Origin of the sequence: Algibacter sp. TI.3.09, from assembly GCF_038154905.1 — a bacterium.
Classification (GTDB): domain Bacteria; phylum Bacteroidota; class Bacteroidia; order Flavobacteriales; family Flavobacteriaceae; genus Algibacter.
Genome location: NZ_JBAKAN010000006.1, coordinates 26,740 through 52,571 on the forward strand (window position 1 = coordinate 26,740; position 25,832 = coordinate 52,571).

A 25,832-nucleotide genomic window follows, 5' to 3' on the forward strand; every position below is an offset into this window, starting at 1 on the left:
TATGATAAAAAGTATAAAATTTAAAATAAGTTTACTATTCAGCATTGGGTTTATGGCAATATCTTGCACAGAAGCTATAGATTTTGATCAGGCAGACGATATTGTATTAACACCTGATTTGGAAGCCAGTCTTGTTTATTTTGATGAACCTGCAAGTCGTTTTGTTGATAATGGTAGTACAATTTTAAGTATTCAAGATTTTATTTCTGTTGCTTTTTTTAACGATGAATTTGTTGTCGATAATGTTGAAAAAGCTGAGTTTGTTTTCGAAACTCAAAACACAATCAATAGAACTTTTGAGCTGCAAGTAGATTTTTTAGATCAAGCTGGTAATTTACAACACAGCCTTACTGTAAGGGAAGATGCAGCTCCTGATAATACCGATACTACAACAACTTATACCGAAGTTTTTGAGGGGAATTCACTTTCCGCATTAAAACGCACAGTAACTATAGTTTTTACAATGCGTCTTTTACCTGGTGCTCCTCTAGATGAGGATACGGTAGGTAGAATTCAATACAAATCGTATGCTGCATTTTACATCAATTTAAATAAATAGAGGTATGCGGAAACTATTTTTAGTGTTTACATTACAATTGTGTTTGTTTTCGTTTTCTCAAAACAAGCAATTGCTTTACGGGTTTTCTGAGATTCCGCAATCATTAATGCAAAATCCGGGTGGCAAAGTAAAAAACGATTGGTATGTAGGTATTCCGTTGTTATCGCATTTTCATGTTAATGTTGGTGTTTCTGGAAGTACAGTTTACGATGTTTTTGCTGATAATGATGTCGATTTTAATATTAAGCTTAGAAATGCTGTAGATAGTATGGAACCTACCGATTTTTATGGTTTTAATCAGCAATTAGAAATTTTTTCTGGGGGTTTCGCTTTCGGTAGTAGTTTTAATAAAAATGAATACATCAGTTTTGGAATGTATCAAGAATTAGATTTTCTGCTGTACTTTCCAAAAGATTTCGCTGTTTTAGCATTAGAAGGAAATCAAAGTAATATTAATAGAGTGTTTGATGCTAGTGATTTAAGTGTGGCTGCAGATGTGGTTTCAGTACTTCATGTTGGATATAATAAAAAGGTTGATGATAAATTTACCTATGGTGTTAGAGGAAAAATTTATTCGAGTATAGCCAACGTAAGTTCAACTAAAAACAAAGGAAGCTTTGTTACAGTCCCTGGAGAAAATAATGTTTACGACCATATTTTTGATTTAGATTTAGCGCTTCAAACTTCTGGTATTGCTAGTTTAATTGATGATGAAAATTCAGATGTATCGAACGATGTAGATGTCTTAAAGAAACGCGTTCTATTTGGAGGTAATTTAGGTCTGGGAGTCGATTTTGGTTTTACTTATCAATTAACCGACCAATGGAGTTTCGATGCTAGTTTGCTAGATGTTGGTTTTATTAGCCATACAAAAGATGTGGAAAATTATGCTATTAATGGTCAGTATACATACAACGGCGTAAATCCGCTTTTTTCTCCTGCCGATGACGGGCAAACTGCTGATGATTATTGGAGTGAGATTGAAGAAGATTTTGAAGATATTTTTACCGTAGATACTACAGCTACAAAATATACCAAATGGAGACCTGCAAAGTTTAACGCGTCGCTTAATTATGCCTTTGGAAAAAAACAAAGTCAAGATTGTAATTGCGCCGTAGACGATAGCGACTACCTAAATGCAGTTGGGTTACAGTTATATGGTGTTAGTAGGCCAAAACGACCTCAAATGGCGTTAACGGCTTATTATTACAGGCGTGTGTTTAATGGTTTGCGTTTAAAAGCGGCATATACCATAGATTCATATTCTTTTAATAATTTAGGACTTGGTATGTCTGCTCATATTTGGGGTGCCAACTTTTATGTTATGGCCGATAATTTATTGCAATATAAAAATGTATATGATGCGCAAAGTGTATCTTTACAATTAGGATTTAATTATATATTTAATAAGAAATGAAAACTAGATTTTTAACTACAATTTTTGCTTGTTTATTTATGGCAAGTGCATTCTCTCAAACTGAATTAAACAATTACAAATACGTTATCGTTTCCAAAAAGTTCGATTTTTTAAAATCGGCTAATCAATATCAATTGAATGATTTATCAAAATTTTTACTGAATAAATATGGGTTTATCGCCTTAATTGAAGGTGAATCATACCCAGAAGATTTATCGAGAAATAGATGCTTAGCTCTAGATGCCGATGTTCTAAAAGAACCAGGCATGTTTAAAACCAAGCTAAAAGTAGAACTTACAGATTGTAATGATAGATTAATTTACACATCTGGAATTGGCGAGAGTCGTGAAAAAGAATATCAAAAATCTTACGTGGAAGCTACGCGTGCTGCTTTTGCTTCTTTTGAGAATTTAGGGTATAAGTACGAGCCTAAAGCTGGCAGTGTAGTAGCTTCGGCTCCAGAGGTTGCAGCAACATCAAATACATCTAGTGAAATAGAGAAATTAAAGGAAGAAATTAAATCGCTTAAAGAAGAAAAAGCTGTTGAGGTTGTAGAAGAGCGTATTGCTCCTGTAAATAATTCAGTAACTATAACAGAACAAGCGGTTATAACGGAACCGGTTAATACAGGTGTATTATATGCGCAAGCTATTAAAAATGGATTTCAGTTAGTAGATAGTTCTCCAAAAGTACTTTACCGTATGCATAATACACAATTAAGCGATGTTTTTTTAGTTGAAAACAAATCGGCTATCATATTCAAGAAAGATAATAAATGGTTTATTGAGCACCATGAAAATGGCACTTTAAAACTAGAAGTTTTAAATATTAAGTTTTAAAAATCTAGTGTATTTATTTTTAAGACCTGTTAAGTATTAACCGGTGAAATAAAAAAGAGCAATAATATTTTATAAAATATTATTGCTCTTTTTTTATTTAGTAATATCTTTTAATTTTAAAATTAGAATCAAATTTTGGTAACAAGGAAATTACTAAAACATCAAAAAAATATTCAAAAAATCCCCAACCATGATACCTTATAAAGTTAGAGGTAGACCAGTATCTACTAGGTTAATTCTTCCTATAATCTTTATGGGGTATCTTGAGGTTTCAGCAAAACTCCAAGATTAAAAGCCTTGTTTTTGTAATGTTAAATTTCATACAGAAACTTAAATTTTTCTTAAATATAAGTTCTTAAACGTCTAAACTTTTGTTTGTAGCGTAAATCCGATATTACTTCAATCTAATATCAAATTATTATATGGAATTTAAAACAGACACAAATACTTTAATTAATACACCAAATAAATCACTTACCAGTAAGTTAAATAACCTTTTCCATAGTAACGGAAAAACAGGAAGCCCTCAAAACCGAATTGTATTAGCAAGTACGTTTTTAACGTTACTTTTAGGCGTTTGGTTTTTTTCTGTTTTTCATAGCGATTTCGAAGAGTTTAACTTAGTAAATATGGGTTCTACGTTAGGTGTTACTTTTGTTTTTACGGCAACGGCATTATTTTTTTATAGAGCTTTATTTTTTATCTATACCGGTTATAATTATTTAAAATATAAACCAGTTGAATCTGTTGTAGATTATGAACTGCCTACGGTTACAGTAATTGTACCAGCTTATAATGAAGGTAAACAAGTTTGGGATACGTTAATGAGTTTGGCTAAAAGTGATTATCCAGAAGGGAAAATGCAGCTTTTAGCTATAGATGATGGCAGCTTAGACGATACTTGGAGTTGGATGCAGGAAGCTAAGAAGAAACTTGGCGATCGTTTAGAAATCTGTAAACAACCAAAAAATAAAGGGAAACGTCATGCATTATACCGTGGTTTCCATTTAGGAACAGGAGAAATATTTGTAACCGTTGATAGTGACTCTATTGTAACAGAAAATACACTTAGAAACTTAGTTAGTCCATTTTTAGAAGATGAAAACTGTGGTGCAGTTGCTGGTAATATTAGGGTTTTAAATAACAAAAAAGCCATATTACCAAAAATGCTAGATGTAAGCTTCGTGTTAAGTTTCGAATTTGTTCGTTCTGCGGAAAGTAATTTAAAATCTGTATTATGCACGCCAGGCGCATTAGCGGCTTACAGAGCTACAGCAGTTTTTAAATGTTTACCAGAATGGATTAACCAACAGTTTATGGGGCAACCATCGGATATTGGTGAAGATCGCGCCATGACTAACATGATTTTAAAACAAGGCAAACACGTATTGTTTCAAAAATATGCAGTGGCTTACACCAATGTACCAGAAGAGTATTTAGGATTATATAAAATGTTTATTCGTTGGGGACGTAGTAACGTGCGCGAAAATTTAGCGATGGCTAAATATGTGTTTACGGATTTTAGAGAAGGGCCAAAATTTGGTACAAGATTATTATTTATTAGTCAGTTCTCGAAACTGTTAATGAGTTACCCGTTATTAATCTTTATGCTGTTTTTTGTACTAGTACACCCTTTATTATTTTTAGGATCTACACTAGTTAGTATTTTAATTCTATCAACGTTTTCATTATTGTTTTTCACTAAACAATATAAAACCTCTCAAGGTTTTTGGGCTTACACATACAGTATTTTGTATACGTTTGGTTTGTTCTGGATTACACCATATGCAATAGCAACAGCTAATAGACGTGGTTGGTTAACACGCGGCTTAGCCGAAAAGAAATAAGTAAACTTTACTAATAATATACAATCCTGTTGGGCTTTTATAGTCTGGCAGGATTTTTTTGTTTAAAGCCGTTTTTTAATAACCGTATTTATCCTTCCAGCGCTGTTTCAAAAAGTCGCGATGTGCATTTTCTCGAGCATTATTTCCAGGCTCATAAAGCTTTGTGTTTTCAATTTCCTTAGGAAGAAACTCTTGCTCAGCAAAATTGTTTTTGTAGTTGTGTGCATATTTGTAGTTGTCACCATAACCCAGCTCTTTCATAAGTTTGGTCGGTGCATTTCTAAGCTCTATCGGTACGCCTAAATCACCAGTTTGCTTTACCAATTGCTGCGCATTTCCAATAGCCATATAAGCAGCATTACTTTTTGGAGAGCACGCTAAATAAGTAGCGCATTGGCTAAGTATAATTCTAGATTCCGGATGTCCAATAGTACTCACTGCCTGAAAGGTGTTGTTTGCAATAACTAATGCTGTAGGGTTTGCATTTCCAATATCTTCAGATGCCGAAATTAACAAACGTCTAGCAATAAATTTAACATCCTCACCGCCTTCAATCATGCGTGCTAACCAATATACCGCACCATTTGGGTCACTACCTCTAATAGATTTTATAAAAGCCGAAATAATATCGTAATGCTGTTCGCCTGTTTTATCATAACGAGCCGTATTGTTTTGTACACGTTCCAAAACGGTCTCGTCGGTTATTATAATTTTATCCTCACCAAAGCTATTTACCAGTAACTCAAAAACGTTTAATAATTTACGTCCATCACCACCCGAAATTCTTAATAAAGCATTCGTTTCCTTTAAAGTGATTTTTTTTTGAGATAGAAATTCGTCATTTTCAATAGCACGTTTCAGCAACGTTTCTAAATCTACTTTATCAAAAGCATTTAAAATATAAACTTGGCAACGGGATAAAAGTGCAGGTATTACCTCAAAACTTGGGTTTTCTGTAGTCGCACCAATTAGTGTAATCCAACCTTTTTCAACGGCTTGTAACAGCGAATCCTGTTGCGATTTGCTAAACCTATGTATTTCATCAATAAATAAAATAGGATTTTTGGTGGTAAATAATCCGCCGCTTTGTTTGGCTTTATCAATAACATCACGAATATCTTTAACTCCAGAATTTATAGCACTAAGCGTGTAAAAAGGTCGGCCAGATTCCGATGCAATAATATTTGCCAATGTGGTTTTTCCGGTGCCTGGAGGCCCCCAAAATAACATCGACGGGATTAATCCTTGTTTTATATGCTGTGTAAGTGCGCCATTTTTGCCCACTAAATGCGTCTGACTCACGTAATCTTCTAAAGTTCTTGGGCGTAATCGTTCTGCTAAAGGTGCGTTCATAAATGTAAAATTAAAGTAAATTCTTGTCAAATTAGAATACTTCAACATCCAATTTTTAGTTATTTTGGGCGTGCCCCAAAAAGGGTCGGGCTTTCACTACTCGCTCCTCCTAAGGTCGGGAGCTCAAACAAGCCGTTCAATCCCTCACGCAGGCCAATCTGCCAATTTAGCACATTTTATAAAGTTGGATAACTATTTGTTATATTCATCACAATGAAACAGCACGAACATTTTAAATTCTCACCAGGAGTCATTGCATATCCGGTGTTCTTCGTGCTTACCATTTGGCTCGTATTTTGGTTCGAAGTACGTTTTGGATACAATTTAAGTAAGTATGGTGTTTATCCACAAACCTTAAAAGGACTAAGAGGTGTTGTTTTTAGTCCGTTTTTGCACGGTAATATCGAGCATATCTATCACAACACCATTCCGTTATTTGTACTCTCCACGGCGCTGTTTTATTTTTATAGACCAATAGCTTGGCGCGTTATTTTATTTGGGATTTTAATTTCGGGATTTTTAACTTGGTGTATTGGTAGACCATCTTACCATATTGGGGCAAGCGGACTCATTTATGTTTTAGTAAGTTTTACTTTTTTTAAAGGTGTTTTCGCAAAACATTACAGACTTATTGCATTATCGCTTTTAGTTATTTTTCTATACGGAAGCATGATTTGGTATACATTTCCGATAGAAGAAGGTATATCTTGGGAAGGGCATCTGTCTGGTTTAATTACGGGCTTGGTCTTTGCGCTTTTCTTTAGAAAAGAAATAGCTAAGCCTAAAAAATATGCTTGGGAACAAGAAAATTACAACGAAGAAAACGATTTGTTTTTACAACATTTCGATGAAAATGGAAACTTTATAGAGACCAAAGAAGAACCCGAAATAGAGGAGGAGCTAGAGCCCCTCTCTATAAGGTATATATTTAAAGAAAATAAGGATTAGTAGTATAAAATAAACTAATAATTACTTTACCATTCTTTGTCTAACGGCTTCATATAAAAAAGCACCACAAGCTACGGAAACATTTAAAGATTCAATTTCACCTAATAAAGGTAATTTAGCTTTAGAATCTACAACCTTTAAAGTCGATGGATTAATTCCTCTACCTTCCGATCCCATAATAATGGCACAAGGCTCAACAAAAGAAACATCGTAAATAGTATCGTTTGTTTTTTCGGTAGCAGCAATTACTTTAATATCCGATGCTTGCATGTAAAATACAGCATCTTTAATATGGTCTACTTTACAAATAGGGATTTTAAAAACAGCGCCAGCACTGGTTTTTATGGTGTCGCCATTTACAGGTGCACCACCTTTTTTCTGAATAATAATACCATTAACACCTGTACATTCTGCAGTACGGATAATAGCTCCAAAATTACGAACATCACTAATTTGATCTAGCAATAAGAATAATGGCGTTTTGCCAGATTCTATAACCTCTGTAATTAAAGCTTCCATATCATGAAACTCTATTGGAGATATTTGCGCTACTGCTCCTTGGTGATTTCCTTTGGTTAATCTATTCAGTTTTTCTACAGGAACATAAGATTTGTTAACCGATTTTTTACTCAATAAAGATTCTAACTCATTGAATAATTCGCCATCCAATCCTTTTTGAAGGAATACTTTATCAATAGTTTCGCCAGCATTTATAGCTTCTATAATGGCTCTAATACCAAAAATTTGTGTTTGTTCTTGCATGCTGCAAAGGTATAAAAAAAGCCGTCTTAAATAGTAGGAGTTTTATAAATCATTCTTTTAAAATATAAAAAAGTGAATGTAAATGTTAAAGAAAATGAAAATAGTAATTTCAACTTTAGTTTTTTGTAGTTTTGCACCGTGATAAAAACAGTTTTACATAAAGGCTTTGCTGTACTAATGACTTGTTTAGTATTGTTTTCAACAGTATATTTTACTATTGAAAAGCATTTTTGTGGCGATGTTTTAATAGATGTTTCTGTGTTTTCTGAAGCTCAAAATTGCGGCATGAAAACAGGAACAGTAATGCATAAAGAAAGTTGTTGTAAAGATGAGGTTAACGTTGTAACAGGCCAACGCGAACTTAAATTTTCATCTTTTGACGATTTAGATTTTGTTCAACAACAATTTGTCACAGCATTTTCATATGCATTTATTAATCTTTTTGAAGGTTTAGAACAGCAAATTGTTCCTCATAAAGATTATTCTCCACCCAATTTGGTCGCCGATATTTTGGTGCTAGACCAAGTGTTTATTATTTGATAAAATAGATAATTGTTTTTTCCGCGAAAGCGTAAATCTCATCATGTTCTAATTTTACTCAAATATATTTCAAAAAATGATACATACTTATAAGGTTGCAGGCATGACGTGCAACGGCTGCCGCTCATCGGTAGAAAATAAGCTTAATGCTATGCCATTGGTTAAAACGGCTATGGTTTCTCTAGAAGATTCGGAAGCTGTAATCGAAATGACTAAGCATATTCCTTTAGAAGATTTTCAGGCAGTATTAGCTAATAAATACACGATAACCAAAAGCCAACCGAATAAACCTGATGTAATGGCTCCAGAAAAATCTGAGTTACAGCAGTTATTTCCATTGTTTTTAATTTTTGGTTACATTTCTATTGCTGCTGTATTATTAAACGTAGCACCATGGAGTGCAACGGGTTTTATGCTCGATTTTATGGGCTTGTTTTATGTGGTGTTTAGCTTTTTTAAATTGCTTGATTTAAAAGGGTTTCCGGAGAGTTTTAAAATGTACGATCCGTTAGCTAAAGCAATACCTCTTTACGGTTGGGTGTATCCATTTATTGAAGTTGTTTTGGGAATTATGTTTTTAATGCGAATAGAAATTTCTATAGCGTTAGTAGTAACCTTGGTAATTTTAGGCATTACTACAATTGGTGTTGTAAAAACACTGTTAGATAAAAAATCTATTCAATGTGCGTGTTTGGGGACGGCTTTAAAATTGCCCATGACCAAAGCCACTTTTATTGAAAACACTATCATGATTATTATGGCTATTACCATGTTAATTATGATGGCTTAAAGCTTTGTTGTTTTCGAAATTCTTATAAAAATAAATATGAAAAATATAATATATATCATGTTATGCTTTCCGGTATTGCTGTTTTCTCAAGAGAAATTAACGGGCACTATTTTGGAAGCTAACGATAATAATACACCAATAGGTTTAGCAGGTGCTAACGTCTATTGGCTTAATACTTCTATTGGTGCGGTTACCGATATTGATGGTGAATTTAGTTTGCCGTACGAAACGAGTTATAAAAAACTGGTGATAAGCTATGTTGGTTTTAAAACCGATACGCTTACTGTTAATTCTCTAAAGCCGATTAAACATTGGTTAAACCCGACTAGCGATTTAGATGAGGTAACATTAACCTCAAGAAAACAGGCGACATCAAAATCTTATATGCAGGCACAAAATGTATTTACTGTAAGTAGTGATGAACTTTTAAAGGCAGCTTGCTGTAATTTATCTGAAAGTTTTGAAACCAACCCATCTATAGATGTTAATTTCGCCGATGCTGTTTCTGGAACTCGACAAATAAAAATGCTGGGACTTACAAGTCCGTATATTTTAATAGCTACCGAAAATATACCTTCTATTCGTGGAGCATCTCAGGCTTTCGGGCTTAGTTTTATTCCTGGTACTTGGGTAGAGAGTATTCAAATTACTAAAGGCGCAGGTTCTGTAGTTAATGGTTACGAGAGTATTGCTGGGCAAATTAATGCAGAATTGGTTAAGCCCACAACCGATAATAAGTTGTTTGTAAATCTATTTGGTAACATTGCTGGACGTTTTGAACTCAATACACATATAAACACAAAAGTGAACGATAAATGGAGTACTGGGCTTTACTTACACGGTAATGTGCATAATCAAAAGCACGACGTGAATAACGATAACTTTTTGGATATGCCAATTTATAACCAGATTAATGTTATGAACCGTTGGCAGTATACCGATGCCGAAAATGGCTTTATGAGTTTTATAAATTTGAAGGTTTTAAATGATGAAAAGCAAATGGGGGAATTGGATTTTAATCCACAAACCGACAAATTAACAACTAATGCTTGGGGTAGTGAAATAAACACGAAACGTTATGAGGTTTCGAGTAAATTGGGATATGTAAATCCAGAAATTCCTTACCAAAGTATTGGTGTACAAACGGCTTTTAGTCATCACGTTCAGGAATCTTATTTTGGGTTAAATCAATATGATATTACACATAATAGCCTATATGCTAATGCCATTTATAATACTATAATTAGTGATTCTCGACATAAAGTAAAAACAGGTGTGAGTTACACTTACGATGATTATGATGAGATGGTAAACTTAACAGACTACGGGCGCGCAGAGCATTCTGTTGGTGCTTTTTTTGAATATAATTTCGATAATTTAGATAAGCTTAATGTAACTGCTGGCTTACGTGTAGATCACCATAACTTATTAGGCAATTTTGTAACGCCACGAGTGCATGCGCGTTATACACCATGGGAGAAATCTGCTATTCGAGCCTCTTTTGGTCGCGGAAAACGAAGTGCTAATATTTTTACTGAAAATCAGCAAATGTTTGCGACGTCTAGAAGTATAAATATTTTAAATTCCGGAGGAAATATTTATGGTTTAGATCCAGAAATTGCATGGAATTACGGACTATCATACCTTCAAGGGTTTAACTTGTTTGGTCGAAAAGCCGATGTAACTTTAGATTATTATAAAACAGATTTCAAAAACCAAGTAGTGGTAGATTATGAAAACCCTCAGGAAATTAATTTTTATAATTTAGAAGGAAAAAGTTTTGCTAATAGCTTTCAGGCAGAGTTAAATTATAATGTGTTTGAACATTTTGATTTACGTTTAGCATATAAGTATTATGATGTGAAGACCGATTATAAATCTGGAGAATTAGAGAAAGCTTTAGTTCCTAAAAATAGATTTTTTGCAAATGCATCATACGAAACAGCTAAACAAGGTGTGAATAATTCACATTGGAGATTCGATACTACGTTTAATTGGGTAAGTGAACAACGTTTTTCTTCTACAGTAGCAAACCCTTTACAATATCAATTACCAGAATACTCACCAACCGTTGGAACTTTAAATGCGCAAATTACACATGTGTTTTCTCCTAAATTTGAAGTATATTTAGGTGGGGAAAATATAACGAATGTTAGGCAAAACAATCCTATTTTGGGAGCAGATGATCCATTTGGACCTAATTTTGATTCTACTTTTGTTTATGGTCCAATTTTTGGTTCTAATTACTATATGGGATTACGATTTAAAATTATTTAATGCTAACAACTTAAAAATATATATTATGAAAAAACTATTAATTATTACCTTGTTACTTGCGGTAACAACATCATTTTCACAGAGTAAAAACGAAAGAGCATCTATAGAAGTAGATGGCGTTTGTATGATGTGTAAAGCTAGAATAGAAAAGGCGGCCATTAGAACAAAGGGTGTTAAATCGGCAGTATGGAGTGTGAAAACACATGAATTGAAATTAATTTATGATGGAAGAAAAACAAATTTAGATTCTATTAAATCTAGTGTTTTAAATGTTGGCCACGACACGATGGATCTTAAAGCAACAGAGGAAGCTTATAATACAGTACATCCATGTTGCCGATACAGAGATAATGAGGTTATAGATGATCACAAAGATGAAAAAGAAGAGAATGATCATGATGAACATGCTCATTAAATATTTAAAATTATAATAATTGTTTAAAAGTTCACCTTAAATTTAGGGTGGACTTTTTTAGTTTTTATAGTTGAGTGAAATTTAAGCGGATATTACTAACAAGTAAATCTTATTACGATGCCTTATAGAATTTATGTTATCGAATTATCAAAACGTGTTTATACAGAAAACGCGAAATTTAGAGCGGCTAATCCGCAATTTAACGGCGTGCTGCAATGTGTGTATGTGGGCATGACGAGTAAAACTCCAAAAGAGCGATTTATACAACATAAAACAGGTTACAGAAACAAGAAGGGGCATAAGCTATCTGCTAATATTGTAGAGAAATACGGTGCTTATTTACGTCCTAGTTTATACAATCACATCGATCCGATAGTGAGTAGGGCAGATGCCTTAAAGATGGAGCGTGTTTTATCTTTGGAATTACGACGCCAAGGTTATGCCGTTTGGTTTAATTAGAAAGTAGTCTTAGAAAATAACCTATAGTTTAAAACAAAAAAAAACCTGTGAATTAAATTTCACAGGTTTTTTAGTATGATTTTAAAAAGAAATTAGATACCTAAATCTTTCTTTACATCGTTTAATAAATCTTTACCATCAGCAAGAATAGTTACACCAACTCCTGAATCTAAAACGTAATCAAAACCTTGAGCTCTTGATACTTTTAAGATAGCTGCTTTAGCTTTTTCTGTAATAGGTTGTAACAATGCAATTTCTTTTGCTTGCAAATCTTTTTGTGCATCTGCTTGAAATTGTTGTAAACGTTGTTGTTTTTCTTGTAATTCTAAAATACGCTTTTGGTTCTCTTCATCAGTTTTATTCTTAGCTTCAGCTTCGTATTGTTTTTGAAGATTTTGAAATTCTGTAACAGAACCTTGCATATCCGTTTGGTATGTTTTGCTTAAAGATTCTAATTCTGCTTGTGCCGTTTTCATTTCTGGCATAGCTTTAATTAATTCTTGTGTATTTATATGTGCAACTTTAGTTTGAGCTTGAGTGAAACTAATTGTTCCAATACATAATGCAGTTGCTAATAAAAGTGTTTTAAAGTGTTTCATTTTGTAAATAGTATTTGTGTGTTATAAATTATTAATTTTTGTTTAAGCTGTCTTTTGCTTTTTGGCGATCTTCTAATATTTTTTGTCTTTTCGCTTCCAAGGCTTTTTTACGTTCTTCGCGTTCTTTTAATTTTTTTAATCTGTTTTCTTCAATAAGTTCAGCTCTTGTTTTTGTTTCTCCTTCTGTTTTAGTAGCTGTACTTTTTGAAGCCGTTTCAGTTTCTTCTTTTGTAGCGTCAGTTTCTGTTTCAGCTCCCGATCGTTCTTGTTTTGCTTTTTCACGATCGTCTAATATTTTTTGTCTTTTATCTGCGGCAGCTTTTACTTTAGCTTCTCGAGCAGCTAACTTCTTTTGCCTTGCAGTTTCAATCGCACTTTCTCTTTCAGCCTTTTTTTCTTCTAATATTTTTTGTCTGGCTTCTAGCTCTAAGTTTACCTCAGGAACAATATCTTCTTTTTCGGCAGCTTTACGTTCTGCTTTAGATTGTACTTGTGTACGTTTTGATGTTCTAGTAATGCTTCTTAAAACTTGGTCGCTAATATCTAAAGAATTTGCGACATACAACATACCTCCATTAGCTTTATCTAGTACTAATTGATATTTTCTTGCGGCAACAATAGTTTGAACAGCTGCAAATATTTGATCTTGAACAGGCTGCATTAATTGTCTTTTCTGTATAAACAAATCGCCATTAGGTCCAAATCGTTTTTGTTGGTAGTCTAATATTTCATTTTCTTCAAACGTAATATCTTCTTCGCGTTCTTTAATTAATTCTGCTGTTAGAAGTGCCTTCTCGTTACTTAAGTCTTTTCTTTTTTGTTCAACAGTTAATAATTGCGCTTGAATTTCGTTTTTCCACTTATCAGCCTTTTCATTTAATTGGGCTGTAGCTTCTTGATATTCTGGTACGTTTTCTAAAATATATTCACTATCAATGTAGGCTAGGCTTACACCACGTTGCGCATGCACCGATAGGGTTAACATAAAAACTAGGGTCAATAAAAAAAGAACGTTGTTTTTCATCTGCTTAAATATTTTTATCATTTATGTTTTATAAATTCTAAAAACGACAGACGAATAGTTTTGTTGCTGTCAGTTCTATGAATTGTTTTTTATCCGATTGAATTCCTTAATTTTTAATGGTTCCTGTTGGAACTTGCAAAATAAACATTTTCGTTGTTATGGAAAATTTTTAATTGCTCATTTCAAAATTAACGAAATTTAATCTTAAAAATTTCAATTCATATTCAAATCATCATGGTGTTAATAGAAAATATCGTGCCAAAAATAATTTACAGGTTAAAATTGTTGACCAATAATGAAGTGTGTTTCCCATCCGTTTTTAACACCGCTGTTATCAATTGAATCAAATCCATGACCAAAATCGATACCTAATAAACCAAATGCTGGCATAAAAATACGGATACCTAATCCTGCAGAACGTTTTAAATCGAAAGGGTTGTAATCTCTAAAGTTATCAAATGATGCTCCACCTTCTACAAAACCTAAAGCATAAATTTTAGCAGATGCCGCTAGGGTAATTGGGTAACGTAATTCTAAAGAGAATTTATTGTAGATAGAACCACCATCTTCACTAGAAAGGGATTGGTTAGGGTAACCACGTAGTTGTACAACCTCACGGCCGTCTAAACTATAATTAGCTAAACCATCACCACCTACAAAGTATCTTTCGAAAGGAATTACACCACGATCTTGGTTGTAGGCTCCTAAGAATCCGAATTCAACATTAGGTCTTAATACTAAATCTTTAGCAACTTGGGTATACCAAGTTCCTTTAAAGTTTACTTTATAAAATTCTAACCAGTTGTAACGTTGTTGATCTATTTCTCCTGCTCTTTCAAAATCATCCGCATCTGTAAGATCTAAAGCGTCGTAATCTTCTTTTAATTGAGCGTAATCCGTTCCGTTAAATAAGGAGTAAGGTAAAGATGCTTTTGCCGTTACAGAGAAGCTAGAACCTTCTATAGGGTAAACAGGATCTACACTTGTATTATTTCTACTTAAACCAATAGAGTAGGATAGGTTATTTGAAAAACCATCTCCAAAAGTAAATAAACCTGTATTGTAATTATTTAAATCGTAACGTTGATAAGATACAGATTGAGATAATACGAAGAAATCATCTGGCACAGTTAAACGTTTAGCTAAACCAAAAGTAATACCTGTAATATTGAAACTTCTGCTTTTATCTGCTCTAAAGGTAGAGTTATCGTATAAAAATTGTTTAGTATGCGATAAAGATGTCGAGAATTGTACCGGGCGTTTACCTCCTAACCATGGCTCAGAGAATGAGAAACTATACGTTTGGTAAAATTGACTGGCTTGTAAACGTAATGCTAGTTTTTGACCATCACCCATTGGTATTGGTTTGTAGGCATCTTTCTTGAAAATATCTTTAATAGAAAAGTTATTGAATGATAAACCTAAAGTACCAATAAAGCCACCACCACCGTAACCACCTTGTAATTCAATTTGGCTAGATCCAGTTTCTTTAACCACGTATTCCATATCGATAGTACCTTCGTTTGGATTAGGATTGTTAAAGTTTGGAGTAATTTCTTGAGCATCAAAGAAACCTAGTTGCCCAAGCTCTCTAACAGTACGTACTACATTGGCTTTACTATACAGTTGGCCTGGACGAGTACGGATTTCACGGTATACAACGTGATCGTTTGTTTTATCATTTCCAACTACAGATACACTATTAAAATAAGCAGGTTTTCCTTCTGTTATTCTAATTTCCATGTCGATAACATTGTTATCAGCACTAACTTCTACGGCATTAATATTTGAGAATAAATACCCGTTGTTTTGGTATAAGTTGGTAATATCGTTAGCATCTGGTTTTGTATCATCTGCGATACGCTTTGCTAATGTAACACCATCGTAAGTATCACCTTTATCAATACGCAATAAACGACTTAATTGTTGGTTAGTGTAAACAGTGTTTCCAATAAAAGTAATATCTCCAAAAGTGTATTTTTCACCTTCTTCTAAATTAATTTTAAGTGCAATAGTTTTATCGCTATTAACAATAATACTATCTGATAATACACGGGCATCTCTATAACCGTTTTCTTTATAGGTATCAATTAAAGTAACTAAATCTTCTTTGTAATCGGCTTCAATAAATTTAGAACGCTTAAGTAAACGAATTGGGTTTTTCTTCTTCGTGTTCTTCATGCTTTTTCTAAGCTGTTTTTCGCTTAAAACAGAATCGCCAGTAAATATAATATCGTCGATTTTAACTTTTTCACCTTTATCAATATTAAGCACCATGTTTACTCTACTTGTTTGAATAGAATCTTTTACATCAATGGTGTTAATGTGTACTTTGGTGTTTAAAAAACCATCCTTTTTGTATTTGCTTGTTAGGTAGTTTTTTGTTGTGGTTAAAAGGTTTTCGGTAACTTTTACACCTCTCTTAAGTTTGTTATCATCTATAATTCCTTCTTTTTTACCATTTTTAACGCCATTAATTTTCAGGTCGTTAAGTTGTGGTAAATCCGATAAGTGGATTTCTAGAGTAGCAACATCCCCTTCAATATTGGTTACAAACACTTCAATATCACTAAAAAGATTGGATTTCCAAAGCTTTTTAATGGCATCTCTAATGTCTTCACCAGGGATTTTTATTTCTTTTCCTTTGCTTAAACCGGAGTAAGCAACAATAGTTTGCTCACTAAAGCTAGTGTTTCCGGAAACGGTAATTTGTCCTAAAGTATAAGTTTTACCGTTTTTGTAATCTAAATCTTGAGCCTGAATATTAAAACAACTTACAAAAAGTAAAAATGCTAAATAGCACTTTGAGTATGTTTTAAAAGCTAGTAAATTAACTAAGTTGTTCACTTGTTTTCCCAAATCGTCGTTCTCTTTTTTGATATTCAATAATAGCTTCATACAAATGTTGCTTTGTAAAATCGGGCCAAAGTATACTTGTAAAATATAGTTCGGCATAAGCAATTTGCCAAAGCAAGAAATTACTTATACGCTGCTCCCCACTGGTTCTTATTAGCAAATCTACGTCGGGTAAATTTTGCGTGTAAAGATGCTCATTAATAATTGATTCTTCAATATTTTCGGGCGAAATTATATTATTTTTAACTTTAATACTAATCTCCTTAACAGTATTTATGATTTCTTCGCGAGAACCGTAGCTAAGTGCCAAGGTTAACGTCATGCGCGAGTTGCCCTTGGTTTTGTCTATAACCTCATGCAGTTCTTTGTATGCTTTTTTAGGTAATGTGCTTAAGTTTCCAATAGCCATTAACCTAATATCGTTGTCTTGTAGTGTCTTTATTTCTTTCCTTAAAGCTGAAACTAATAGCTTCATTAAAGTTTGCACCTCAAGTTTCGGGCGGTTCCAGTTTTCTGTAGAAAAGGCATATAATGTTAAGTTCTCTATACCAAGTTCTGCAGAAGCCTCTACGGTTGTTCTTACAGATTTGGTGCCATTTTCGTGTCCAAAAGCACGAAGCATACCTTGTTGTTTAGCCCAGCGCCCGTTGCCATCCATAATTATGGCAATGTGTTTGGGTAATTTTTCGAGTTGTATGTTTTCTTTTAAGTCCATTTTAGTCGTAACAATAACAGGGTTTAATTCCGAAGGTGTAAGTTAATGTAATTCCTGTAAAGGTGTACCAATCGTTATTATTAATATTTCCAAATTGGTATTGTTGGTTTTCACTACTTTCCGGAAAGTTGCCGTCTATATTATCGGTAAAGGTGTAGCGTGCTCCAACTTCAAACCCAAGTATAAAATTGCCTAAAATGTTTGTTTTGTATCCAATAGCCATAGGTATACCAACCGTCCAATCTTTTCCGCCTTCTGAAATTTGCAGGCTGTTTTCAAAATGATTATTGCTAAATTGAGATGCAGTTATACCACTATATAAGTATGGTGTCCCAATTGTTTTTCCAGAATGTAGATTGAAGTCGACAAAAGTAAGTTCCATACCAGCAGCTATTTCTAGTACGTTAGAGTCTAAAGAATAGTCGCGTTGTATACGGCGTGGGTCTTTAGAATCGCTGTCTTCTGCTTTTAGATCGGCGTATATTAAGGATATTCTATAGGAGTGCCTAGTGCTTCTATTCCATTTGTATAGTAGTCCAATGGCTGGACTGTTAGGGGCGATAAACTTAGTTTCGCCAACATCGCCAATTAAATTACTGCCACCGACATATACACCAATTTCGTTTATTTGAGCATGGTTTATTTGGGTGCTTAATAGGCTTAATGCCAATATGATTAAATATCTCATAGATGTTTAAAAGTTTGCAAATATAATAAATAAGAATGGACTGTTGCAATTTGAGGTTAACAGTATGAGTTTAAAACTGTTTTTATTTGAAATTATTGTTTTGTGAATAATTAGAATTATGCTTTAGATAGTATGTTTTAGTTGAAGGTGTACAATTTTAATATTTATATAAAAGGAAGTCTTAATTGCTCTGAAAAGATAAAGGGTTAGTCGATTTTTGAAATGTATTAACTTGAAGTTGTAAATGTTTTAATTAATTAAAGCCCTTTTTTAAATTACAATGAATAAAGAAAGTAGCGTTATATATTGGTTAATATCCATAGTTCGACCTCTTCGGAGCTGCGCCAATGTTGATCCCTTTTTGTTTTAGATGAAGCGTTTTTAACCGATTTTTTATAACATTTTTCTAATTGAAACCTATTACCTTCAGCTAATTCTATTTCTATAGGATGCTCTTTAGATGCATTTGTAATCTGTGCTAAGTTTGAAAATATAAGGACGAGCTTTCCTTGAGGTGCTAATCTTTTTTTTGCGGCTTCGAAAAAATCTGGAAATAAGGTTTTATTGTAATAAATAGCATTATCAATGCTGTTTAAATTATGCGTTTCTGGTAACCAGGGTGGGTTGAAAATAATAAGTTCGGTTTGGTTTTTCCATTTGCCAAATAAGTTCCCGAAGTCTAATTCTATTTTTCGAGAGAGTTTGGTGCTGCCCATAAACTCGCTTAGGCCAAAAATGGCATTGGGGTTTACATCGGTTGCAAATACTTTTTGAAAACCGTGTTGTACCATCAATAAGGATAGCACACCACAACCTACGCCAATATCTATTGCCGATTTTTTAGCTCCGCTGTAGTGTTTTAGCCAATTATCGAAAAGTGATAAATGCTCAAAACGTGTTGGGAAATAAGTACCATAATAAGGATGCATTTTATTACGAAGTACCGGTATGGAAACACCGTTTTTATACCATTGCCAAGCACTATTTAAACCTTGTATTTGTGGAAACGTTAAAAAGAAGTGGTTGTTTTCGGGATAAAATTTTTCTAACCAGCCAATACTAGGCGATTTTTTTGCCGATAGTTTTTGGTCTGTAACCTCTAGTAAAATAAGGTTTGACAGTTTAAAGTATTCCGAGCGATACGCTTGCTGTTCTATAAACGATTTGTTTGGTAGTTTTAAGTTTAGATGGGTGTGAAGGTCTTTTAGTAGCGCCATGCCATCGCTATAAAAATCTTTTATAAGTATGGATTTTCCTTTTACAAGATTTTCAATAGTAAGTGCTACGTCGGTATCTCGCTTAAAGGATTTTAATGTTTTGCTAAAAGCAATAGGTGTGGGTTTATTTACTTTTAGATCAGTAAGCATAGACGGATTTGGTTTTTCGATAAGGTAGGTAAACCATAATGCCTATTACTGCTATTTGAAATTAATTGAGTTCTTTCTTTTTTTGAAGGTATTGTGTAGGTGGTTGTAAATATTCTGAAAATCTAAAAACATAGCAAGTACCCGCGTTAGGGATTGATGCGGCATCCTTTTTTGTGCGCGCCTTATGTTTGCAAATGAAGACGCGCCTTATGGTTTAAGACTGTTTTATAGTTTTTGGCTAGGTGTATTGTGCACAAGAAAAGATATAGCGGAAAGCCCGACCCTTGTGGTAATGCCCAAAAAGGGAATTATTGATTACGTTTATCTTCGCCCCAAAGTAGTTTTTTTCTAAGAGTTACTAGGAAGCTTTCGCTAGGTAAATCGATCATTTTTATTCTGAAATCGGCCTTTTTTATGGTGATTAATGTGCCATTATCTAAGGTTGCAATTCTAGAATCTAGAGAGACTAGGTGTTGTTCTTCGCGACCATTTACTTTAAGTTGTATTTCGGTAGAATCTGGTATTATTAATGGGCGTGCACTTAAATTGTGCGGTGCTATTGGTGTTAATGCAAAACTGTTAGCGCCTGGTGTTATTACTGGTCCGCCGCAACTTAATGAGTAACCTGTTGAGCCGGTTGGTGTCGATACAATGAGGCCGTCGCTCCAATAGGAGGTTAGGAGTTCGCCGTCTAAATAGGTTTCTACGGTTATCATTGAGGTGGTGTTTTTTCTGCTTACTGCAATTTCGTTTAAAGCGAAATTCATAGATAATATATCGTCGTTTTCTGGCGATGTTTCTACAGAAAGTAAAGTGCGTTCGGATATTTTATAATTGCCATCTATAATGTTTTGCATGGCATTTTCTATCTGGTTTACTTGTATGGTTGCTAAAAAACCAAGGCGACCTGTATTGATACCAATTATTGGAATGTCTAGGTTTTTTACATAGGTTATGGCACGTAAAATTGTACCATCGCCACCAATGCTTACTAGTAAATCGAAGGAGTTATCGAGTTTGTCGAAGGTTTTAAATGATGAATAGTCGCTTTCGTTTTGCGATTCACTTTTTATAAGATTCGAGAATTCGGTTTCAATATAGGCATCGAATTCTTTTTTGAGTAAATAGTTTAGAAGCGTTTCTACAGAGGTGGTAGTTGTTTTGTTGTAAAAACGTCCAAAAATTGCAACTTTCATAAAATTATATATCTAAGTACTTGTTTAAATAATCCGATCGTTCTTTTAGGCTTTCAATATAGCTGTCCTCTTCGTGACCAGAAATAATATTATAACTGTAACGCCTGAAGGTTTGTATAATTTCGTTTAGGCCCGTATTTCCTATTTTAAGCGTAACTTGTACTAAGTCGCTATTCATTTTAGATATAAATGCGCCAAGTAGTTTACCATCGTTAGATTCTACAATTTGGCTAATTTCGCTAAAAGAATAATCGTTAACTCCTTTTTCAATAACTAAAACGCCTCCAACTTCGGAGAAAAAAGGCGATTCGTTAAAAAGGCTAATCACGTCGTTAAGTTCGTAATACCCAAGATATTTATTTTGCTCACTTAAAACGGGCATAATGTTGGTTGAGTTTTTAGCAAAAGCTTCTAAAACATCGAGCCAAAGCGTATCGTGACGTACAAAGAAATCTTCGAAGGCGTATGGGTATTCCGATAGTGGTTTAGTACTATCAAAGCAATGTGCATCGGTTTCTGATAAACTCCCTAAATATGTTCCGTTTTCATCAGACACTGGAATATGTGAAAACGTTAACTGATTGAACAGTAATTGTAGTTCACTAATTTTACTAGTGTTCTGTAGTGGTTTTATATCGTTTATAATGTATTCCGAAAGTTTCATAACGCCCTTTTAATAGGTATGCAAATTAATCAAAAAAATAGCAATTATGCCTGTTCTACTTTGTATTTTTGTGTTTTAAAATGTATTTATGACAAAGTTAAGTGTTAATATAAATAAGATTGCCACGTTAAGAAACTCTAGAGGTGGTGATGTGCCTAATGTTGTTGGGTTTGCAAAAGATGTACAACGTTTTGGAGCAGAAGGTGTTACTATACATCCCAGGCCAGATGAACGCCATATTAGATATCAAGATGCACGCGATTTAAAACCAGAAGTTTACACTGAATATAATATTGAAGGTAACCCTGTAGAATCGTTTTTAAAACTAGTTTTAGAGGTGAAACCAACACAGGTTACTTTGGTTCCAGATGCTGAAGATGCTATTACAAGTAATGCCGGTTGGGATACTATAAAACACAAAGATTTTTTAGTTGATGTTATTAAGGAATTCCAAAATAATGGTATTAGAACATCTATTTTTGTGGATCCTGTTCTAAAACAAATTGAAGGCGCTAAAGCTACCGGAGCAGACCGAATTGAACTATATACCGAGGCCTTTGCGCATCAATATGGTTTGGGTAACGAGGCTGCAATAAAACCTTATATAGAAAGTGCCGAATTGGCAAATAGTTTAGGTTTGGGTATAAACGCAGGTCACGATTTATCTTTAGATAATACAGCATTCTTTAAACAAAATATACCGGGATTATTAGAGGTTTCTATAGGTCATGCTTTAATTGCCGAAAGTTTATATTTAGGCGTAGAGAATGTAATACAAATGTATTTACGTAAATTGAAGTAAATTATAGAGTTTAGATTTAGAAAATAGAAAATAGAATATATAGAAATAGAAGTGAGGTGCTGTTTGTACTTTAGAAGGATTTAAGACGTATATGGAAGATAAAAGAGTGTTACATTCAAATATTTTAGGTGAAGGAAAACCATTTGTAATTCTTCATGGATTTTTAGGAATGAGTGATAACTGGAAAACGCACGGAAAACATCTTTCTGAACAAAGGTTTGAGGTACATTTAGTAGATCAAAGAAATCACGGTAGAAGTTTTTGGGATGCTAATTTTAGTTATGAAGTGCTTGCTGAAGATTTAAAAACATATTGTGAAGCGCATAACTTAAAAGATATTACATTACTTGGCCATTCTATGGGTGGTAAAACCGCAATGCTTTTTGCTTGCGAATATCCCGAATTGGTCTCTAAATTAATAGTAGCCGATATATCTCCACGTTTTTACCCAGTACATCACGATGGGATTTTAGCAGGGTTAAGTGCTTTAAATTTTGATGTTATAAAAACAAGAGGAGAAGCTGATACTGCTTTAAGTGGTTATGTTGATGATATTGGCACCCGACAGTTTTTACTGAAAAATTTGTATTGGATTGAAAAAGGAAGATTAGCATTGAGAATTAATCTTGATGTTTTAAAAGAAGAAGTATCAGAAGTTGGTGAGGCTTTACCAAGTTATTCTAATTTCGATAAGCCTACGTTGTTTATGCGAGGGGATCGTTCGGAATATATAGGTGTTGGTGATGAAGCTATTATTAAAAATCATTTTTCTGATTTTGAAATCGTTACTATTGCAAACGCAGGGCATTGGTTGCATGCAGAAAACCCAAAGGACTTTTTTGCGGCTCTACTTAATTTTATTTAACCTTAAAATAAAAACATTATGAACACAATAATTAAACTTTTAGTAAACGCTATAGCTGTATTTGTATTAGCAAATGTGCTTTCCGGCGTTCAGGTAGATGGTTATCTTTCTGCAATAATAGTAGCATTGGTGTTATCTATTTTAAACTTATTAATTAAACCTATTTTGGTTATATTTACCCTGCCAGTTACAGTTATTACATTAGGCTTGTTTTTATTGGTAATTAATGGGTTAATTATTCTTTTAGCCGATGAGTTTATTAGTGGTTTTGCTGTAGATAATATTTGGTGGGCTATATTATTTAGTGTGCTTTTATCAATACTTCAATCTATATTACAATCCTTTTTTACTACAGATAAAAAGAGTTCATAAATAAAGAAGAATTATTCCATTTGAAGTTAATAAAACCTCAAGTGAATAAAAATGCTTGTGTTGGCGTGGTGTTCGTAAAGGAATCCGCATAAAATCAGCAAATTAAAAACTTTGTTAGGATGTAAAAATATTGTACTTTTGCATCCCGATTTTAGTTGCTAAAAAATCTAATAATCATACAGATTAATTTTTTTGCTAGAATTTGGTTTTCCTATTAACTTAGGGGAATTCAAAGAAATATAAGGTTTTAAACCTAATTGTTAAATGCCTTTTCAGGCTTATATCATTAAAAATGAATATTACAAGAGAAAACGTTGATGCATTAAATGCTGTGGTAAAAGTAGATATCGTTAAAGAAGATTATAACGATAAAGTTGAAAAAATCTTATTAGATTACCGCAAAACAGCAAATATTCCTGGATTTAGAAAAGGGCATGTGCCAATGGGAATGGTTAAAAAACAATACGGAAAAGCAGTTTTAGTAGATGAAGTAAACAAGCTTTTACAAGATGCTTTAAACAAGTATTTAACTGAAGAGAAATTAGATGTTCTTGGACAGCCGTTACCTAAAACACAAGATGAAATTAATTGGGATGCCGATAAATTTTCATTTGAATTCGAATTAGGTTTAGCGCCACAATTTGATGTTGAATTAAAGGGTGAAAAAGCCATCACGCAATATAATATTGTTGCTGATGATAAAATGATTGATGAACAAATTGAGCGTATTCAAAAGCAATACGGGAAATTAATTCCTCAAGATGTTGTAGAAGCAGATAGTGAAATTACTGGTGCTTACACAAACGAAGAAAAAGAAATTGATAACACAGTAACTTTAACTTTAGATAAATTTAAAGGAAAAGCAACAGCAAAACAATTTGTTGGAGCTAAAGCTGGAGATGTTATTGTTTTAAAAACAAAAGGTCTTTTTGAAGATGATCACGATTTAATGCATGCATTAAAATTAGGTCACGATGAAATACATGATTTAGATATTGAAGTATCTTTCACTATTACTGAAGTTAATAAAAGAGAATTAGCTGATTTAGACCAAGAGTTATTTGATAAGCTTTTTGGTGAAGGTGGAGTTAAATCTGTATCTGAAGTAAGAGCAAAAATTAAAGAAGATGCTGAAAAGCAATTCGTGCAACAAGCAGATCAAAAGTTATTAAATGATGTAACAGAGCATTTAGTTGAAAATACTAAATTCGATTTACCAGCTGAGTTTTTAACGAAGTGGATGCAAACTGCAGGTGAAAAAGAAATGGATGCTGACCAGGCTAAAGAAGAGTATGAGAAGTCTGAAAAAAGCTTACGTTACCAATTAATTGAAGGTAAGTTAATCGAAGCTAATAACGTGCAAGTAACTATGGACGATATTAAAAATCATGCAAGAGAAATGATTAAAGGGCAAATGGCTCAATTTGGTCAAATGAATCCTTCTGATAAAGAGTTAGATGATATCGCTGCACGTGTGTTATCAAACCAAGAAGAGGCACGTCGTATTTCAGAACAATTAGTAAGTCAAAAATTATTATCTGTTTATAAAGAAAAGGCAAACCTTAAGGTTAAAGAATTAAGTTACGAAAACTTTGTTAAAGAAGTTTACGGTGACAAATAAATAAATAATAAATGATTATCTTTAGGCGCTTAAATCTATTAGATTTAAGCGCTTTTTTATTCAAAAACAAATTATATAAATAGTTTTATTTAGCACAAACGCTTTTGAGTCAATGTGTTAAATTGAATTTAATATCAAAATAATATATGGATTACGCAAAAGAATTTGAAAAATTCGCGATAAAAGATCAAGGTATTAGCAGCACATACTACAATAAAATTATTAGTAGCATGTACCCAACTAATTTAACGCCAAACATTATTGAAGAACGCCAAATGAATATTGCCGTTTTTGATGTGTTTTCTCGTTTAATGATGGATCGTATTATTTTTCTAGGAACAGGAATTAATGATCAAGTTGCAAACATTGTACAAGCACAACTTTTATTTTTAGAAAGCACAGATGCTAATAAAGATATTCAAATTTACATCAACTCTCCAGGAGGAAGTGTATATGCTGGTTTAGGTATCTATGATACTATGCAATTTATTAAGCCAGATGTAGCAACTATTTGTACAGGTATGGCTGCTTCTATGGGCGCTGTTTTATTATGTGCAGGGGCAAAAGGAAAACGTAGTGGTTTAACACATTCACGTGTTATGATTCACCAACCTTTAGGTGGAGCACAAGGACAAGCTAGTGATATTGAAATTACAGCTAGAGAGATTTTAATCTTGAAAGAAGAACTTTACAATATAATTAGTAAGCATTCTGGTCAAGATTACGACAAAGTATATGAAGATAGTGATAGAGATTACTGGATGAAAGCTGATAAAGCTAAGGAATACGGTATGATCGATGAGATTTTAGCTCGTAATTAATAAAAAAAACACTAACTTTAAAGTGTTGGTATAAAG

Annotated in this window: 25 protein-coding genes; 15 read left to right on the plus strand and 10 right to left on the minus strand. The window is 33.3% G+C overall.

What is annotated here, in order from left to right; all coding sequences use genetic code 11:
* The first annotated feature begins 1 nt into the window (after position 1).
* The 4 genes from V6246_RS15865 to V6246_RS15880 all read left to right on the plus strand — a co-directional run bounded on the left by V6246_RS15865 (position 2) and on the right by V6246_RS15880 (position 4,662).
* The gene (locus V6246_RS15865; protein WP_341561441.1) at positions 2 to 559 is read left to right on the plus strand and encodes a hypothetical protein; all 558 of its coding nucleotides are present in this window, start codon (positions 2 to 4) and stop codon (positions 557 to 559) included.
* Positions 560 to 563: 4 nt separating this feature from the next.
* Positions 564 to 1,976 (plus strand): DUF5723 family protein, encoded by a 1,413-nt coding sequence (locus V6246_RS15870; RefSeq protein ID WP_341561443.1) that lies wholly within the window; start codon positions 564 to 566, stop codon positions 1,974 to 1,976.
* On the plus strand, positions 1,973 to 2,815 hold the full coding sequence (locus V6246_RS15875) for a hypothetical protein (protein WP_341561445.1): 843 nt from the start codon (positions 1,973 to 1,975) through the stop codon (positions 2,813 to 2,815). The genes V6246_RS15870 and V6246_RS15875 overlap by 4 nt, the downstream gene beginning before the upstream one ends.
* A gap of 422 nt (positions 2,816 to 3,237) precedes the next feature.
* Positions 3,238 to 4,662, plus strand: a complete 1,425-nt coding sequence (locus V6246_RS15880) for a glycosyltransferase (protein WP_341561447.1) — start codon at positions 3,238 to 3,240, stop codon at positions 4,660 to 4,662.
* Between the two features lie 75 nt (positions 4,663 to 4,737).
* Here V6246_RS15880 and V6246_RS15885 read toward each other — a convergent pair whose 3' ends face one another.
* A complete protein-coding gene (locus tag V6246_RS15885; protein ID WP_341561448.1) occupies positions 4,738 to 6,015 on the minus strand; it encodes a replication-associated recombination protein A in 1,278 nt (425 codons plus the stop codon).
* A gap of 213 nt (positions 6,016 to 6,228) precedes the next feature.
* On the opposite strand from V6246_RS15885, the gene V6246_RS15890 reads away from it, so the two are divergent.
* The gene (locus V6246_RS15890; protein ID WP_074938956.1) at positions 6,229 to 6,963 is read left to right on the plus strand and encodes a rhomboid family intramembrane serine protease; all 735 of its coding nucleotides are present in this window, start codon (positions 6,229 to 6,231) and stop codon (positions 6,961 to 6,963) included.
* A gap of 21 nt (positions 6,964 to 6,984) precedes the next feature.
* On the opposite strand, the gene rlmB is transcribed toward V6246_RS15890, so the two are convergent.
* Entirely contained in the window at positions 6,985 to 7,725 is a 741-nt protein-coding gene (gene rlmB / locus V6246_RS15895; RefSeq protein ID WP_042505242.1) for a 23S rRNA (guanosine(2251)-2'-O)-methyltransferase RlmB, read from the minus strand.
* A 138-nt stretch (positions 7,726 to 7,863) separates the two neighbouring features.
* Here rlmB and V6246_RS15900 point away from each other — a divergent pair, with 138 nt between their 5' ends.
* The 5 genes from V6246_RS15900 (at position 7,864) to V6246_RS15920 (ending at position 12,206) form a co-directional block, all read left to right on the plus strand.
* Positions 7,864 to 8,265 (plus strand): HYC_CC_PP family protein, encoded by a 402-nt coding sequence (locus tag V6246_RS15900; RefSeq protein ID WP_445819003.1) that lies wholly within the window; start codon positions 7,864 to 7,866, stop codon positions 8,263 to 8,265.
* Between the two features lie 76 nt (positions 8,266 to 8,341).
* On the plus strand, positions 8,342 to 9,055 hold the full coding sequence (locus V6246_RS15905; RefSeq protein ID WP_341561453.1) for a heavy-metal-associated domain-containing protein: 714 nt from the start codon (positions 8,342 to 8,344) through the stop codon (positions 9,053 to 9,055).
* A gap of 36 nt (positions 9,056 to 9,091) precedes the next feature.
* Entirely contained in the window at positions 9,092 to 11,332 is a 2,241-nt protein-coding gene (locus V6246_RS15910) for a TonB-dependent receptor (RefSeq protein WP_341561455.1), read from the plus strand.
* Positions 11,333 to 11,357: 25 nt separating this feature from the next.
* The gene (locus V6246_RS15915) at positions 11,358 to 11,747 is read left to right on the plus strand and encodes a heavy-metal-associated domain-containing protein (protein ID WP_042505277.1); all 390 of its coding nucleotides are present in this window, start codon (positions 11,358 to 11,360) and stop codon (positions 11,745 to 11,747) included.
* 117 nt (positions 11,748 to 11,864) lie between these two features.
* Positions 11,865 to 12,206 carry a ribose-5-phosphate isomerase gene (locus V6246_RS15920; RefSeq protein WP_341561457.1) on the plus strand — a complete coding sequence of 114 codons (342 nt, stop codon included), beginning with the start codon at positions 11,865 to 11,867 and terminating at the stop codon, positions 12,204 to 12,206.
* Positions 12,207 to 12,298: 92 nt separating this feature from the next.
* Here the strand turns inward: V6246_RS15920 and V6246_RS15925 are convergent, their stop codons facing one another.
* The 8 genes from V6246_RS15925 to V6246_RS15960 form a co-directional block, all read right to left on the minus strand.
* Positions 12,299 to 12,805 (minus strand): OmpH family outer membrane protein, encoded by a 507-nt coding sequence (locus tag V6246_RS15925; protein WP_042499074.1) that lies wholly within the window; start codon positions 12,803 to 12,805, stop codon positions 12,299 to 12,301.
* 31 nt (positions 12,806 to 12,836) lie between these two features.
* Positions 12,837 to 13,790, minus strand: coding sequence for an OmpH family outer membrane protein (locus V6246_RS15930; protein ID WP_341561460.1), 954 nt, complete (start codon positions 13,788 to 13,790; stop codon positions 12,837 to 12,839).
* A 315-nt stretch (positions 13,791 to 14,105) separates the two neighbouring features.
* Positions 14,106 to 16,727 carry an outer membrane protein assembly factor BamA gene (gene bamA / locus V6246_RS15935; RefSeq protein WP_341561461.1) on the minus strand — a complete coding sequence of 874 codons (2,622 nt, stop codon included), beginning with the start codon at positions 16,725 to 16,727 and terminating at the stop codon, positions 14,106 to 14,108.
* On the minus strand, positions 16,660 to 17,400 hold the full coding sequence (locus V6246_RS15940) for an isoprenyl transferase (protein WP_341561462.1): 741 nt from the start codon (positions 17,398 to 17,400) through the stop codon (positions 16,660 to 16,662). Before V6246_RS15940 ends, bamA begins: the two co-directional genes overlap by 68 nt.
* A 1-nt stretch (position 17,401) precedes the next feature.
* Positions 17,402 to 18,088: a type IX secretion system protein PorG gene (gene porG / locus V6246_RS15945; RefSeq protein WP_341561464.1), complete on the minus strand. Its 687-nt coding sequence runs from the start codon at positions 18,086 to 18,088 to the stop codon at positions 17,402 to 17,404.
* Between the two features lie 299 nt (positions 18,089 to 18,387).
* The gene (locus V6246_RS15950; protein ID WP_341561466.1) at positions 18,388 to 19,455 is read right to left on the minus strand and encodes a Rossmann-like fold-containing protein; all 1,068 of its coding nucleotides are present in this window, start codon (positions 19,453 to 19,455) and stop codon (positions 18,388 to 18,390) included.
* A 308-nt stretch (positions 19,456 to 19,763) separates the two neighbouring features.
* Positions 19,764 to 20,651, minus strand: a complete 888-nt coding sequence (locus V6246_RS15955; protein ID WP_074938972.1) for an NAD kinase — start codon at positions 20,649 to 20,651, stop codon at positions 19,764 to 19,766.
* A 4-nt stretch (positions 20,652 to 20,655) separates the two neighbouring features.
* Positions 20,656 to 21,315 (minus strand): CBS domain-containing protein, encoded by a 660-nt coding sequence (locus V6246_RS15960; RefSeq protein ID WP_159019301.1) that lies wholly within the window; start codon positions 21,313 to 21,315, stop codon positions 20,656 to 20,658.
* An 88-nt stretch (positions 21,316 to 21,403) separates the two neighbouring features.
* Between V6246_RS15960 and V6246_RS15965 the strand changes: the two genes are divergently transcribed.
* The 5 genes from V6246_RS15965 (at position 21,404) to clpP (ending at position 25,796) form a co-directional block, all read left to right on the plus strand.
* On the plus strand, positions 21,404 to 22,117 hold the full coding sequence (locus V6246_RS15965; RefSeq protein ID WP_341561469.1) for a pyridoxine 5'-phosphate synthase: 714 nt from the start codon (positions 21,404 to 21,406) through the stop codon (positions 22,115 to 22,117).
* 91 nt (positions 22,118 to 22,208) lie between these two features.
* Positions 22,209 to 22,982: an alpha/beta fold hydrolase gene (locus V6246_RS15970; protein WP_341561471.1), complete on the plus strand. Its 774-nt coding sequence runs from the start codon at positions 22,209 to 22,211 to the stop codon at positions 22,980 to 22,982.
* Between the two features lie 18 nt (positions 22,983 to 23,000).
* A complete protein-coding gene (locus V6246_RS15975; protein WP_341561473.1) occupies positions 23,001 to 23,354 on the plus strand; it encodes a phage holin family protein in 354 nt (117 codons plus the stop codon).
* Between the two features lie 292 nt (positions 23,355 to 23,646).
* The gene (gene tig / locus V6246_RS15980) at positions 23,647 to 24,975 is read left to right on the plus strand and encodes a trigger factor (protein WP_341561475.1); all 1,329 of its coding nucleotides are present in this window, start codon (positions 23,647 to 23,649) and stop codon (positions 24,973 to 24,975) included.
* A 146-nt stretch (positions 24,976 to 25,121) separates the two neighbouring features.
* Positions 25,122 to 25,796 carry an ATP-dependent Clp endopeptidase proteolytic subunit ClpP gene (clpP, locus tag V6246_RS15985; protein WP_042499093.1) on the plus strand — a complete coding sequence of 225 codons (675 nt, stop codon included), beginning with the start codon at positions 25,122 to 25,124 and terminating at the stop codon, positions 25,794 to 25,796.
* Positions 25,797 to 25,832 lie beyond the last annotated feature (36 nt).

What these genes read in the sequence shown, in the direction of transcription:
- V6246_RS15970 (WP_341561471.1), top strand. Translation starts at nt 22,209, where the DNA reads ATGGAAGATAAAAGAGTGTTACATTCAAATATTTTAGGTGAAGGAAAA.
- V6246_RS15890 (WP_074938956.1), top strand. Translation starts at nt 6,229, where the DNA reads ATGAAACAGCACGAACATTTTAAATTCTCACCAGGAGTCATTGCATAT.
- V6246_RS15870 (WP_341561443.1), top strand. Translation starts at nt 564, where the DNA reads ATGCGGAAACTATTTTTAGTGTTTACATTACAATTGTGTTTGTTTTCG.
- V6246_RS15925 (WP_042499074.1), bottom strand. Translation starts at nt 12,805, where the DNA reads ATGAAACACTTTAAAACACTTTTATTAGCAACTGCATTATGTATTGGA.
- V6246_RS15930 (WP_341561460.1), bottom strand. Translation starts at nt 13,790, where the DNA reads ATGTTAACCCTATCGGTGCATGCGCAACGTGGTGTAAGCCTAGCCTAC.
- V6246_RS15940 (WP_341561462.1), bottom strand. Translation starts at nt 17,400, where the DNA reads ATGGACTTAAAAGAAAACATACAACTCGAAAAATTACCCAAACACATT.
- bamA (WP_341561461.1), bottom strand. Translation starts at nt 16,727, where the DNA reads ATGAAGCTATTATTGAATATCAAAAAAGAGAACGACGATTTGGGAAAA.
- rlmB (WP_042505242.1), bottom strand. Translation starts at nt 7,725, where the DNA reads ATGCAAGAACAAACACAAATTTTTGGTATTAGAGCCATTATAGAAGCT.
- tig (WP_341561475.1), top strand. Translation starts at nt 23,647, where the DNA reads ATGAATATTACAAGAGAAAACGTTGATGCATTAAATGCTGTGGTAAAA.
- V6246_RS15960 (WP_159019301.1), bottom strand. Translation starts at nt 21,315, where the DNA reads ATGAAACTTTCGGAATACATTATAAACGATATAAAACCACTACAGAAC.
- V6246_RS15885 (WP_341561448.1), bottom strand. Translation starts at nt 6,015, where the DNA reads ATGAACGCACCTTTAGCAGAACGATTACGCCCAAGAACTTTAGAAGAT.
- V6246_RS15910 (WP_341561455.1), top strand. Translation starts at nt 9,092, where the DNA reads ATGAAAAATATAATATATATCATGTTATGCTTTCCGGTATTGCTGTTT.
- V6246_RS15955 (WP_074938972.1), bottom strand. Translation starts at nt 20,651, where the DNA reads ATGAAAGTTGCAATTTTTGGACGTTTTTACAACAAAACAACTACCACC.
- V6246_RS15875 (WP_341561445.1), top strand. Translation starts at nt 1,973, where the DNA reads ATGAAAACTAGATTTTTAACTACAATTTTTGCTTGTTTATTTATGGCA.
- porG (WP_341561464.1), bottom strand. Translation starts at nt 18,088, where the DNA reads ATGAGATATTTAATCATATTGGCATTAAGCCTATTAAGCACCCAAATA.
- V6246_RS15950 (WP_341561466.1), bottom strand. Translation starts at nt 19,455, where the DNA reads ATGCTTACTGATCTAAAAGTAAATAAACCCACACCTATTGCTTTTAGC.
- V6246_RS15865 (WP_341561441.1), top strand. Translation starts at nt 2, where the DNA reads ATGATAAAAAGTATAAAATTTAAAATAAGTTTACTATTCAGCATTGGG.
- V6246_RS15880 (WP_341561447.1), top strand. Translation starts at nt 3,238, where the DNA reads ATGGAATTTAAAACAGACACAAATACTTTAATTAATACACCAAATAAA.
- V6246_RS15905 (WP_341561453.1), top strand. Translation starts at nt 8,342, where the DNA reads ATGATACATACTTATAAGGTTGCAGGCATGACGTGCAACGGCTGCCGC.
- V6246_RS15975 (WP_341561473.1), top strand. Translation starts at nt 23,001, where the DNA reads ATGAACACAATAATTAAACTTTTAGTAAACGCTATAGCTGTATTTGTA.
- V6246_RS15915 (WP_042505277.1), top strand. Translation starts at nt 11,358, where the DNA reads ATGAAAAAACTATTAATTATTACCTTGTTACTTGCGGTAACAACATCA.
- V6246_RS15965 (WP_341561469.1), top strand. Translation starts at nt 21,404, where the DNA reads ATGACAAAGTTAAGTGTTAATATAAATAAGATTGCCACGTTAAGAAAC.
- clpP (WP_042499093.1), top strand. Translation starts at nt 25,122, where the DNA reads ATGGATTACGCAAAAGAATTTGAAAAATTCGCGATAAAAGATCAAGGT.
- V6246_RS15920 (WP_341561457.1), top strand. Translation starts at nt 11,865, where the DNA reads ATGCCTTATAGAATTTATGTTATCGAATTATCAAAACGTGTTTATACA.